At 68.5% G+C, this 12,320-nt stretch carries 13 protein-coding genes; 7 read left to right on the forward strand and 6 right to left on the reverse strand.

The features are described from left to right. Positions 1–41 precede the first annotated feature (41 nt). The 3 genes from G6N09_RS13930 to G6N09_RS13940 all read left to right on the forward strand — a co-directional run bounded on the left by G6N09_RS13930 (position 42) and on the right by G6N09_RS13940 (position 1,259). Positions 42–353, forward strand: coding sequence for a DivIVA domain-containing protein (locus G6N09_RS13930; protein WP_083027140.1), 312 nt, complete (start codon positions 42–44; stop codon positions 351–353). After that, positions 350–925: a DNA-3-methyladenine glycosylase I gene (locus G6N09_RS13935; protein ID WP_083027139.1), complete on the forward strand. Its 576-nt coding sequence runs from the start codon at positions 350–352 to the stop codon at positions 923–925. The genes G6N09_RS13930 and G6N09_RS13935 overlap by 4 nt, the downstream gene beginning before the upstream one ends. A gap of 166 nt (positions 926–1,091) precedes the next feature. Next, entirely contained in the window at positions 1,092–1,259 is a 168-nt protein-coding gene (locus G6N09_RS13940) for a DUF3117 domain-containing protein (protein WP_003885506.1), read from the forward strand. Positions 1,260–1,287: 28 nt separating this feature from the next. On the opposite strand, the gene glgA is transcribed toward G6N09_RS13940, so the two are convergent. Beyond that, positions 1,288–2,448: a glycogen synthase gene (gene glgA, locus G6N09_RS13945; RefSeq protein ID WP_083027138.1), complete on the reverse strand. Its 1,161-nt coding sequence runs from the start codon at positions 2,446–2,448 to the stop codon at positions 1,288–1,290. A gap of 139 nt (positions 2,449–2,587) precedes the next feature. Here glgA and glgC point away from each other — a divergent pair, with 139 nt between their 5' ends. Next, positions 2,588–3,802 (forward strand): glucose-1-phosphate adenylyltransferase, encoded by a 1,215-nt coding sequence (gene glgC / locus G6N09_RS13950; protein ID WP_083027137.1) that lies wholly within the window; start codon positions 2,588–2,590, stop codon positions 3,800–3,802. A 25-nt stretch (positions 3,803–3,827) separates the two neighbouring features. Here the strand turns inward: glgC and G6N09_RS19610 are convergent, their stop codons facing one another. From G6N09_RS19610 to G6N09_RS13975, 5 genes are all read right to left on the reverse strand, one after another. Continuing rightward, on the reverse strand, positions 3,828–5,201 hold the full coding sequence (locus G6N09_RS19610) for a DUF2599 domain-containing protein (protein WP_083027136.1): 1,374 nt from the start codon (positions 5,199–5,201) through the stop codon (positions 3,828–3,830). Positions 5,202–5,310: 109 nt separating this feature from the next. Continuing rightward, a complete protein-coding gene (locus tag G6N09_RS13960; protein WP_179959838.1) occupies positions 5,311–6,954 on the reverse strand; it encodes an ABC transporter permease in 1,644 nt (547 codons plus the stop codon). Beyond that, positions 6,951–7,856 carry an ABC transporter ATP-binding protein gene (locus tag G6N09_RS13965; protein WP_083027134.1) on the reverse strand — a complete coding sequence of 302 codons (906 nt, stop codon included), beginning with the start codon at positions 7,854–7,856 and terminating at the stop codon, positions 6,951–6,953. The genes G6N09_RS13960 and G6N09_RS13965 overlap by 4 nt, the downstream gene beginning before the upstream one ends. Beyond that, positions 7,846–8,481: a TetR/AcrR family transcriptional regulator gene (locus G6N09_RS13970; protein ID WP_083027133.1), complete on the reverse strand. Its 636-nt coding sequence runs from the start codon at positions 8,479–8,481 to the stop codon at positions 7,846–7,848. Before G6N09_RS13970 ends, G6N09_RS13965 begins: the two co-directional genes overlap by 11 nt. Before the next feature lie 71 nt (positions 8,482–8,552). Then, the gene (locus G6N09_RS13975) at positions 8,553–9,218 is read right to left on the reverse strand and encodes an O-methyltransferase (protein ID WP_083027132.1); all 666 of its coding nucleotides are present in this window, start codon (positions 9,216–9,218) and stop codon (positions 8,553–8,555) included. Positions 9,219–9,410: 192 nt separating this feature from the next. Between G6N09_RS13975 and sigE the strand changes: the two genes are divergently transcribed. From sigE to htrA, 3 genes are all read left to right on the forward strand, one after another. Beyond that, on the forward strand, positions 9,411–10,202 hold the full coding sequence (gene sigE / locus G6N09_RS13980; RefSeq protein ID WP_083027131.1) for an RNA polymerase sigma factor SigE: 792 nt from the start codon (positions 9,411–9,413) through the stop codon (positions 10,200–10,202). 118 nt (positions 10,203–10,320) lie between these two features. Further along, positions 10,321–10,728, forward strand: coding sequence for an anti-sigma E factor RseA (gene rseA, locus G6N09_RS13985; RefSeq protein ID WP_083027130.1), 408 nt, complete (start codon positions 10,321–10,323; stop codon positions 10,726–10,728). Between the two features lie 88 nt (positions 10,729–10,816). Beyond that, positions 10,817–12,316 (forward strand): serine protease HtrA, encoded by a 1,500-nt coding sequence (gene htrA / locus G6N09_RS13990; RefSeq protein WP_083027129.1) that lies wholly within the window; start codon positions 10,817–10,819, stop codon positions 12,314–12,316. Positions 12,317–12,320 lie beyond the last annotated feature (4 nt).

The raw sequence follows: 12,320 nt of genomic DNA on the forward strand, positions 1-12,320 counted from the left end.
CACCGCCGCGGGTGTCGGTGCAATGAGGCACTATCGATGCCGTGACACTGGTGTTGCTGTATCTCGTTGTGCTTGTTCTCACCGCGCTGCTGCTGTTTGGGGTGGCCAGCACGTTGTTCGGCCGGGGCGAGCAGTTGCCACCGCTGCCTCGGGCGACGACGGCGACCATGTTGCCGGCCTCCGACGTCACCGGAGCTGACGTCGACGCGGTCAAGTTCTCCCAGGTGTTGCGCGGCTACAACACCGGCGAGGTCGACTGGGTGCTGGAGCGTCTCGGTGCTGAGCTTGACCAGCTCCGTGGCCAGCTCGCCGCGGCGCAGGCCGCCGCCGTGAGTTCGCCGGGCGCACGGTGAGCAGCCCTTCCGGGGACGGCCGGATCCGGTGCGGTTGGGTTGAGAGCGCCGCCCAGGTGTACCTGGACTACCACGACCACGAGTGGGGACGTCCGGTGCGTGATCCGGCGGCGCTGTTCGAGCGGGTCAGCCTGGAGGCCTTTCAGAGTGGGCTGTCGTGGCTGGTGATTCTGCGCAAGCGGGAGAACTTCCGGCGAGCGTTCGCCGATTTCGACGTTGAGAGCGTGGCGGCTTTCACCGATGCGGACGTGGCGCGACTGATGAACGATGCCGGGATCGTCCGCAACCGGGCCAAGATCGAGGCGACGATCTCCAACGCTCGTGCCACCCTGGACCTGGGTTCGACCGATCTCGCGGAGTTGCTGTGGTCGTTCGCTCCGCCGGCGCGACCGCGGCCGGCAGATCTGTCGGCAGTTCCGGCCGTCACACCGGAATCGACCGCGATGGCGCGTGAATTGAAGCGTCGTGGCTTCCGATTCGTGGGTCCCACCACGGCGTACGCGTTGATGCAGGCCACGGGCATGGTCGACGATCACGTCCGGGCCTGTTGGGTGCCGCCGCATACCGGCTAGATCCACTAAAATGCACAACGGAATCGGGTCTTGTGCACGCGCCGTCGCCGATAGGGGAGAATGGCGGAGTGAATTTGCAGTTCAATGCCGGAAGCTGCGACTGCGGTGCACACCCGGCGCAGATCATGGGCACGGCCTGCGGGCTGGTACCTGGAGGGAGCACTCGATGGCGGCGATGAAGCCCCGGACCGGCGACGGTCCACTGGAAGCGACCAAAGAGGGGCGCGGCATCGTGATGCGTGTACCACTCGAGGGTGGCGGACGGCTGGTCGTCGAGTTGACCCCCGACGAGGCCGCTGCGCTCGGCGACGAGCTCAAAGCCGTCACCAGCTGACCTCGTTCCGGCTCAGCTGCCGCCGAGACTAGCGACTGGCCTGTCGGTAGACGGCCAGCGTCTGCTCGGCCACCCGAGCCCAAGAGAAGATCTCTTCGCAGCGACGCCGGCCGGCGTCGCCGTACTGCTGTGCGCGGTCCGGGTCGGCGATCAGCGCGTTGACCGCTTCGGCGAGGTCGGCGTGATACCCCTCCGGGTCGGAGGCGGCGTAGTGGACCAGGGTGCCGGTCGCGGCGTCGGTGACCACCTCCGGAATTCCGCCGACATCGGAGGCCACTACGGCGGTGCCGCAGGCCATCGCCTCCAGGTTGACGATGCCGAGCGGCTCATAGACCGACGGGCAGACAAAAACGGTTGCTGCAGAGAGTAATTCGCGTATCTGCCGGGCCGGTAAGGTCTCCTGAATCCAGAACACCCCACTGCGTGTGGCGGCCAGGTCGGCGACAGCGGCACTGACCTCGGCAGCGATCTCCGGGGTGTCCGGGGCCCCTGCGCACAACACCAACTGCGCCTCTGGATGGAACCGGTGGGCGGCGGCCACCAGATGGGCCACACCCTTCTGCCGGGTGATCCGTCCCACGAACGCCACCATCGGACGGTCGGGGTCGACACCGAGTTCGGCGGGCATGGAATCCGGCCCGCCCGGCTGCGGACACCAGGCGTCGGTGTCGATGCCGCTGTAGATCACGTGCACGCGGTCGGGCCGCAGGTCCGGGTAGACCCGCAGCAGATCCTCACGCATGGCCGAGCTGACCGCGATCACCGCGTCAGCGGCCGTCGTCGCTTCCTTCTCCACCCAGGACGACACTCGGTAGCCGCCGCCCAGCTGTTCGGCCTTCCAGGGCCGCAGCGGCTCCAGCGAATGCGCGGTCAGCACATGGGGGATGTCGTGCAGCAGTGCCGCCAGCCGGCCGGCCAGGGCGGTGTACCAGGTGTGGGAATGCGCCACGTCGGCAGCGCTGATGGCATCAACCATCGTCAGGTCGGCCGACAGCGTCCCCAGTGCCGGATTGGCGTCCCGCAGCGCCGGATCAGGCTGATGCGCCTGCGCTCCCGGCCGCAGGGCGCCCATGCAGTGCACGTCGACGTGGCACAACCGCCGCAGCGCTTCCACCAGGTTGGTGACGTGTACACCCGCACCGCCATAGATCTCCGGGGGGTATTCCCGAGTCAGCATCGCCACCCGCATAACCGGCACGGTAGCGGGCGCCGATCATGGGCCGCGCAGCGGATCGGCCGACGAAGTGTGAGCAAGCTTTTGTAAAGAACGGTCGCCAATCGCGCGGCTAGCCTGGCAGCGTCCCGGCGTGGCCGATAGGTTTGTGCCCATGAGGGAAGTGCCGCACGTGCTGGGCATCGTCCTGGCCGGTGGTGAGGGTAAGCGGCTGCACCCCTTGACCGCTGACCGGGCGAAGCCGGCGGTCCCGTTCGGGGGCGCCTACCGATTGATCGACTTCGTGCTGTCGAATCTGGTCAATGCGCGCTACCTGCGGGTCTGTGTGCTGACGCAGTACAAGTCGCATTCACTGGACCGTCACATCTCGCAGAACTGGCGGTTGAGCGGTCTGGCGGGCGAGTACATCACCCCGGTGCCGGCCCAACAGCGGCTCGGGCCGCGCTGGTACACGGGGTCCGCCGATGCCATCTACCAGTCGCTGAACCTGATCTTCGACGAAGACCCCGACTACATCGTGGTTTTCGGCGCCGACCACGTGTACCGGATGGATCCCGAGCAGATGGTCCAGTACCACATCGATAGCGGTGCGGGCGCGACGGTGGCCGGGGTCCGGGTGCCGCGCGCCGAGGCGTCATCGTTCGGCTGCATCGACGCCGATGAGTCCGGCCGGGTCCGCAGCTTCATGGAGAAGCCCGCTAACCCACCCGGAACGCCGGGCGATCCAGACAGCACGTATGTGTCGATGGGTAACTACGTTTTCACCACCAAGGTTCTTATTGACGCGATCCGCGCCGACGCCGACGACGACCACTCTGACCACGACATGGGCGGCGACATCATGCCGCGTCTGGTGGCCGACGGAATGGCCGCCGTCTACGACTTCTCCGACAATGAAGTTCCCGGTGCCACCGAGCGTGACCGCGGTTACTGGCGCGATGTGGGAACCCTGGATGCGTTCTACGACGCGCACATGGACCTGGTCTCAGCCCACCCGATCTTCAACCTGTACAACAACCGCTGGCCGATTCACGGTGCGACCGAGAACCTGGCGCCGGCCAAGTTCGTCAACGGCGGCTCCGCGCAGGAGTCGGTGGTGGGCGCCGGCAGCGTCATCTCGGCGGGATCGGTGCGCAATTCGGTCTTGTCGTCGAACGTGGTGATCGACGATGGCGCGATCGTGGAGGACAGCGTGATCATGCCCGGGGCCCGGGTGGGCCGCGGCGCCGTGGTGCGGCACGCGATCCTGGACAAGAACGTCGTGGTCGGCCCCGGGGAGATGATCGGCGTCGACCTGGCTAAGGACCGGGAAAGGTTCTCCATCAGCGCCGGCGGCGTGGTTGCCGTCGGCAAAGGAATGTGGATCTAGCCGCCACCGAAATCCCGGGGGAGGGCTAGAACGGCTCTTCGGCGCCGCCGGGGTTGCAGCCGTTGGCCAACAGGTTCACGCTGCCCACGTCCGGACGCCACGGCTCCAGGTTCCAGCTGGTCTTGCCGGGCTGGATGAACTCGGCGAACTGCCAGTGGCACAGGAACTGCGCGCGCATCCCGGCAGTGTTCGCCTCGGGATTGCGCTTGACCACTTCCGCCCAGGCCTGCTCGCCCTGGCGCAGCGTGCCGGGCTCGCCTGCCTCGGTGCGGCCGGTCTCGGTCGGGTACACCCGCAAGCTGGTCCCACCGTCATAGGTCACCCACTGGGTGTTCTGCACGTACGGCGCCGCACTGATACCCGCCGAGCCCAGGAAGCCACCGGCACCGCCAAAGCCGCCCGCGCCGCCTTCGCCGCCGAGTCCGCCGTCCCCGCCGCGGCCGAACACCAGCCCGCCTGCGCCGCCGTCGCCACCGGCCCCGCCGTTCTGGTCACCGTCACTGCCCTCGCCACCCACGCCGCCGTCGCCGCCGCGGCCCAGCCACCAGGCCCCCGCGCCGCCGATCCCGCCGTCGCCGCCGATATCGCCGTCGCCGCCTGAGCCACCGGTTCCTCCGGTGCCGAGCATCATGCCGAGTCCCACGCCGCCGGTACCGCCGACAGCGCCGGCGCCGCCGGCACCGCCCTCGCCGCCCAGACCCATGAACCAGCCGCCGGCTCCGCCGTCGCCGCCGGCAGCACCCAAGCCGCCCAGCCCACCGGCTCCACCATTGCCGAAGAAGCCCGCGTCGCCGCCAACGCCGCCGGCTCCGTCGATACCCGCGATGCCGACGCCGCCGTCGCCGAAGAGGAACCCGCCGTCCCCGGCATCGCCGAACCAGCCCAACTGGCCGAAGACGCTGGTGTTGACGCCGTCGAAGGCATCGATGCCGTCACCGATCAGATCCCGGCCGAACAAGGTGGCGAACGGCGCGTTGATCAGGGCGAGGCTGTACTCGCCGAACGGGCTCGAGATCCATTGCTGCAGGCCCTCATGCAGCGGCGCGTAGATGTACTCATTCACCCACTCGGCGCTGTCGAAGGACTGGTTCGGTCCCGGCAGGGCCAGCACCGCGTCGATGGCGTCGGAGAACAGTTTGTTGGTCGCCGGATCGAGCTGGTCGGTGAAGGACTGCACCAAAGCCATCAGACTGCCCAGATCGAGCCCGCCCGCTGCGCTTCCGGCGACGGCCGCCGGCTCCGCGGCGTCGAGCATCCAGGTCCAGTCCCAGTCGGCCTGCGCAGGCGCGCAGGCCAGCATTGGCGCGACTCCCACCACCACGGCGCCCGCCGTGCACGCGGCCAGCCGGGCGGGGGAGATGGTCCGGTCACGACCGCTGCCTCGTACGCGTGTGCGCATGGCCACCAACCTCCCTGAGTCCCAGCTAGAGCTCAGGGAACTATAAGTCAAATACGGGGCCTGCGGTATTTGAGCGAGGCCGCAGTCCCGAGTTATCCGATTCGGCCCCTCATGACGCCAGATCTCTGCGCCGCAGCGCCCCGAAGCCCACGGCGATCAGCCCGGCGTCGATTGCCAGCAGCACGATCAGGGGAACCGGGCTCACACCGCCGTCTGCGACCAGAGGCACGTGGACGAACGGTTCGAAGTCGAGCACCCACTGGGGCAGACCGGACAGGGTGCCGAGCAGATACAGCGCGACGAAGCTGATCAGCACCGCCCATGCGGCGGGGGCGAATCGCGGGGCGAGCCCGAACAGCGCCACCGCCACCGCCGCGGGCAGCCAGACCGCCGGCAGCTGTACCGCGGCGCTGGCCAGCACCGCGGGCAGTTGCCCGCCGATGTCGCCGGCCGCTGTCCCGTAGACGATTCCGGCCGCCAGCCCGGCGGCCAGTATCGCCATTGCCGGACCTACCAAAGCGGCCGCTAGTTGGCTTGCCATCCAACGGTCTCGCGACAACGCGCCGGCGAGCAGGGTCTCGGCGCGGGCTGAAACTTCCTCCTGGTGGAGCCGCAGCACCAGGGACACCGCGAATGCTCCGGCGACCATGCCCAACATGGTGAACGCGACCGCGAGGAACGCCTGCTCCAGCGCCGCAGTTCCGCCCAGCCGGACGACGATCTCGCGGGCGCTGTCGCTGCCCACCTCGTCGGCGATTCCGTGCACCACGCTGCCGATCAGCAGCCCGTAGAGCACCAGGGCCGTGGTCCACAGTGCCAGCGCCGCGCGGTCGAGTCGCCACGCCAGCCCGAACACGCCGCCCAGTGTCGGCGCCGCCCGACGTGGGCCCGGACGGTCGGGCAGCAGCCCGGCACCGACATCGCGACGGGCGGCGAGGCGGTAGGCCAACCAGGTCAGTGCGGCCGTGGTCGCCAGCGGCAGCAGCAGCACCCACCACCGCTCGCCGGCGTAGGGGCGCACCAGCAGCGACCAACCCAGCGGCGACAGCCATGAGCAAGCGCCCGATCCCGCGTCGCCCACGGCGCGCAGCGTGAACGCAGCGGCCAGCACGCCGAACGCGGCGCCGCGGGCGAACCGCGCGCTGGGGGACAGCTGGGCGGTGACCGCGGCCACTGCGGTGAACACCAGCCCTGAGCAGGCCAGCGCCGCCCCGAAGGCCCACGATCCGGCGGCCGGGACGGCGGTGGTCAGCAGCCCGACCGCGCCGATCACCCCGGTGGCCACTGACGCGCCTGCGGCCAGCAGGAGTGCGCCGGTGAGCCCGGCATAGCGGCCCACCGCGGTGGAATCGATCAGCTCGGTGCGGCCGTTCTCCTCGTCGCCGCGGGTGTGTCGGATGACGGTCAAGATCACCGCGACCGCGATCAGCAGGTGGTAGATCCCGGCCTTCCAGATACCCACCGCGCCGAGCGAGTCGTTGTAGACGGGTCCGTACATCGCGCGCTGAGCGGGACTGGCCATGATGGTGGCGGCCAGGCCGGCGCGGTCGGCCGCGGTGGGGTAGACCGCCTCGATGCTGGCGATGTAGACCGTGGCCAGCGGCACCGACAGCAACAGCACCCACAGTGGCGCCACGATGCGGTCGCGACGCAGGCACAACCGAAGCATCCCCAATGTGCCGGTGAAATTCGCCGCCGCCCGGTGGGGTCGGTGGCTGCGCGGTGATACCGGTTGCGCAGCAACGGTAGTCATGACTGTGCCGTGTCGTAGTGACGCAGGAAGAGCTCTTCCAGCGTCGGGGGCCGGCTGGTAAGGCTGCGTACGCCGGCTGCGCCCAGCACCGCGATGAGCTCGGCCAGGCCGGAGCTGTCGACCTGCGCCTGCAGCACGGTGCCGGTGTACCGCACATCCGCGACGCCGGGGATGCGGGTCAGATCGCCGGGGTCGCGCATCAGATCGGCCTGAATCGAGGTGCGGCGCAAATGCCGCAGCGAATCCAGCGAACCGCTCTCGACCACCCGCCCGGCGCGGATGATCGTCACCCGTTGGCACAGTGCCTCGGTCTCGGCCAGGATGTGGCTGGACAGGAGGACGGTGGCACCGCGTCGGCTTGACTCCGTGACGCACTGCTGAAAGACGTTCTCCATGAGGGGATCCAGTCCGGTGCTCGGCTCGTCGAGCACGAGCAGCCGGGCACGGGAGGAGAAGGCGGAGATCAACGAGACCTTCTGTCGGTTGCCCTTGGAGTAGGTGCGCGCCTTCTTGCTCGGGTCCAGATCGAACCGCTCGATCAACTCGTCGCGGCGTTGCTCGTCGATGCCGCCGCGCATCCGCGCCAGCAGGTCGATGATCTCGCCGCCGGTCAACGAGGGCCACAACGTCACATCGCCTGGCACGTAGGCGATCTCGCGGTGCAGTTCGACAGCGTCTGTCCAGGGGTCGCCGCCGAGTAGCCGAACGGTTCCGCTGTCGGCCTTGACCAGGCCCAACAGGATGCGGAGGGTGGTGGACTTGCCGGCGCCGTTGGGGCCGAGGAAGCCATGGACCTCGCCGCCGTGCACTCGGAGGTCGAGCCCGTCGAGTGCTTTGACCTCGCCGAAGCTCTTCTCCAGGCCGTGGATTTCGATTGCCGGCCAATGGTTGTCAGGTCGCATCGCTTCCCCCTTGTTCGGACTCCAGGAATGCGTCATACATGGTTCGGTCGGTCAACAGGCCGTCGGTGTAGACCTCGAGCGCGGGAAGGACCATGTCCCGGGCGTAGTCACGCAATACGGTGCGCAGGTCGGTCGGATCGGCGTGCAGCTGCAGGTACAGCAGGAATGCGCCGCCGCCGGTGAGGGCCAGGTAGCGGGCGCGGGCCTTGGGGTCGCGGCTGGGTGTGATGGTGCCGGCGCGCACGCCCTCCTCCAGGTAGCTCTCGGTGTTGTCGATCATCCTGCGCCACAGGGTGTTCGCCAATTCGCCGCCGGACTGCATGCTGCGGACCAGGTAGGCCATCAAGGGCGCATAGGACTCGATCTCGGCCATGGCCGCGAACCACGTTGCCGGGTCCGAGGACTGGATGGTCTCGGACTTGCTGCTGCGGATCTCCTCGGCGACGAACTCGTCGCAGGCCCTGCGCAGGCCCTCTTTGGAGCGGAAGTGGTGGATGACCAGCGCGGGGCTCACTCCGGCGGATTCGGCGATGGCCCGGATGCTCACCCCGAACCCGTGCCGTCCGAACTGGGCGATGGCCGCATCGCGGATCTTCGCGGTGGCCGTCAGATCGGCTGAACGCATGTTCAGTAGGCTAAACGCGTGTTCAGTCAGGTGTCAAGCATGGGGCCGAGCGCAGGGAAGCGGAGCGGGAACTAGTCGCGGACGGCGGCCAGCAGGCCATCGCCCAGCGGAATCAGCGCCGGGGTCAGGCGCTCATCGACGGCGATCAGCCGGGCAGCTTCGCGTACCGCGAGCACCTCGGCGTCATGGGCCGCCGGATCTCCGGCCCGGCCGCCCAAGGCGGCCCGGTGCACCACCACCACGCCGCCGGAGCGCAGCAGCCGCACCGTCTCCAGGACGTATTCGGGCTGGTCAATCGGGTCGGCGTCGACGAAGACCAGGTCATAGGAGTCGTCGGCAAGCCGGGTCAGCACCTCTTGGGCGCGACCGCTGATGAATCGGGTTCGGCCCGGCCCGATACCGGCGTCGCCGAAGGCTTGCTTGGCGGTGCGCTGGTGTTCGGGCTCGATGTCGATCGTGGTCAGAACACCGTCCTCGCCCATTCCCGAGAGCAGCCAGAGTCCGCTCACGCCGGCCCCGGTGCCGACCTCGACCACCGCCTTGCCGCCGCTGAGCTTGGTCAACAGGCTCAACAGCGCACCCACCGCGGCACTGATCGAGCCGACACCGATCTCACCGGCCCGGTCGCGGGCGGCCGCCAACACCGCGTCCTCGGTCATCGAGTCCTCGGCGTGCGCCAGGAGAGCGTCGGCGCGACTGCGCGGCGGCTCGCCGGGAGTGTCGTCGGTGCTGGCCATGTCCGCAGCGTAGGACAAAGGCGTGACGGGGGGTGAACCGGCGCGCCCGCCCGACACGCCCGGGGTGAAGCCCGTGTCCGAACCGTTACCTGGGCTCATAACCGCAGTGCGCGGCATATTCGAACACAGGTTCACAGTCGGCATTCAGTGACAGCACAGAGCGGGCATACAGCGATACGCAACGGTATCGGCATGGAACGAGGTAACAACCGGCCTCGAGACGCTCGGAATACGAGGGGCCCGTCGCCTGTTGATCGCGATAGTGCGCCGCCGTCGCCTGACGGCGGCCCCGAGTTGGAGGACGCAGCCATAACCGCTTTGTTGCCCCCGGTCACCATGTCGCACCCGACTACCCACTCGGACCGGTACACCGGCACCGAATGGGTGGACCCGTCGGAGGCGCCGCAGGGAACCGCGGTGTTCGACGCCACCGGAGACGTGGCGGCCATGCCGTCCTGGGATGAGCTGGTGCGCCAGCACGCCGACCGTGTCTACCGGCTGGCCTACCGACTCTCGGGCAACCAGCACGACGCCGAGGATCTCACCCAGGAGACCTTCATTCGGGTGTTCCGGTCGGTGCACAACTACCAGCCCGGGACCTTCGAAGGCTGGCTGCACCGCATCACTACCAACCTCTTCCTGGACATGGTGCGCCGGCGCGGTCGCGTCCGCATGGAGGCGCTGCCGGAGGACTACGACCGGGTGCCGGCCGACGAGCCCGATCCCGAGCAGATCTACCACGATGCCCGGCTGGACCCTGACCTGCAGGCCGCATTGGATTCACTGGCGCCGGAGTTCCGGGCCGCGGTGGTCCTGTGCGACATCGAAGGTTTGTCCTACGAAGAGGTCGGGGCCACCCTCGGGGTGAAGCTGGGCACGGTGCGTAGTCGCATCCACCGCGGCCGTCAGGCGCTGCGGGAGTACCTCGCCGACCGGTCCGGTCAGCCTGACGGCTCGGCGTTTCGCGGCATCGCGGCCCGCTGATCCTCGCGTCCACGTCGGGTTTCCGCGTTCGCGGGCGGTATCGCGCTACATTCTTAGTGGGTCTTTAATGAGCCCGACTGGGTGCCGATAGGGCTGTGGGAGCGGAGAGGAGTCCGGTGTGACGGACCGCGGAGGTGTCTTCCGACGCGCGTTCTCCTGGCTGCCCGCCCAGTTTGCCTCGCAAAGCGACGCACCGGTCGGTGCCCCGCGGCAGTTCGGCTCCACCGAGCACCTCTGCAGCGAAGCGATCACCGCCTACGTCGACGGCGAGCTGAGGATGAACGCCCACCTGCGTGCGGCCCATCACCTGTCGCTGTGCCCCGACTGCGCGGCAGAGGTCGAGTACCAGGGCCGGGCACGCTCGGCCCTCCGTGATTCGCATCCCATCCGGATCCCCTCAGCGCTGCTGGGCCTGCTGGCCCAGATTCCCGATTCCCCGGCCGATTGTGCGCCCGACGAGCCGACTAGGCCGATGCCCGCCAGGTTCGACGACGGCAAACCTCAAGATCGCCGTAAACGCCGGTAAGGTGGATCCGGAGCGGCGCCAGCGCCAGGGTGATGCTGTGCTCGCTGAGCCTGAATGCGACTCAGGGGTGGACCCGGAAGAGGAATAGGTGAGCTCCAACAACGAGAACGCCGGCGGTAACCGCTTGGCGCCGCGACCCGTCTACCGGCCCCCCGTGGACACTGCGTCCAAGAAGGCCTTCGGCCGGCCCGATGGGGTGCCCGGTTCCTTCACGCCTGCCGATGTGCGGCCCAAGAAGTACCGCGAGCAGGGCGACTACGTCCCGCGGGACCTGCCGCCGGACCCGGTCCTCAAGGAAGCGTTCGGTCGACACGGTGCCGGGCCCTCGCTCCAGCGTCATCCAGCCGACGCCGGCGCACTGAACCGCAACGGCAAGCCGAACGGCCTCGAAGACACCGGCGACCCGTGGCGTGACCCGGCAGCGGGTGCCGCACTGGGTGCCCCCGCCGTCGTGCCGCCCGTGCCGCGGTCGGCCGGCGGTGACGCGGGCGGTCGTCTCGGTGTTCGCGACGTGCTGTTCGGCGATCGGGTCTCCTACCGGACCCTGGGCGTACTGGCCGCGATCGCGCTGGCGATCGGCATGGTGGGCGGCTTGGTCGGGCGGACCACCGCACAGGTCGTGGAGGCATTCACCACGTCGAAGGTGACGTTGTCCACCAAGGGCAACGCCGAGGAGCCGGCCGGGCGCTTCGCCAAGGTCGCTGAGGCGATCGCCAACTCGGTCGTGACCATCGAGTCGGTCAGCGACGACCAGGGGATGCAGGGTTCCGGCGTCGTCATCGACGGCAAGGGCTACATCGTCACCAACAACCACGTCATCTCCGAGGCCGCCAACAACCCCAGCAAGTTCAAGACCACGGTGGTCTTCAACGACGGCAAAGAGGTGCTGGCCAACCTGGTAGGCCGCGACCCCAAGACCGACCTGGCCGTGCTGAAGGTCGACAACGTCGACAACCTGTCGGTGGCCCGGCTCGGCGACTCCGACAAGGTCAGGGTCGGCGACGAGGTGATCGCGGCGGGCGCCCCGCTGGGACTGCGCAGCACCGTCACCCACGGCATCATCAGTGCCCTGCACCGGCCGGTGCCGCTGTCCGGTGACGACTCCGACACCGACACCGTCATCGACGCCGTGCAGACCGACGCCTCGATCAACCACGGCAACTCCGGCGGTGCGCTGATTGACATGGATGCCCAGTTGGTCGGCATCAACACCGCCGGTAAGTCGTTGTCCGACAGCGCCAGCGGCCTGGGATTCGCGATCCCGGTCAACGAGATGAAGATCGTGGCCGAGGCGCTGATCAAAGACGGCAAGATCGTTCACCCCACGCTGGGTGTGAGCGCCCGATCGGTCAGCAACGCCATCGCGTCGGGAGCGCAGATCGCCAACGTCAAGGTGGGCAGCGCCGCGGAGAAGGGCGGCATGCTGGAGAACGACGTGGTGGTCAAGATCGGCGACCGTACCGTCGCCGACGCCAACGAGTTCGTGGTGGCGGTCCGCAATCTGACCATCGGCAAGGAAGCGCCCGTCGAGGTGGTTCGTGACGGTCGCCATGTCACGCTCATGGTGACACCCACCCCAGACGGTTAGACGT

This window comes from Mycolicibacter minnesotensis (assembly GCF_010731755.1).
Taxonomy (GTDB): Bacteria; Actinomycetota; Actinomycetes; order Mycobacteriales; family Mycobacteriaceae; genus Mycobacterium; species Mycobacterium minnesotense.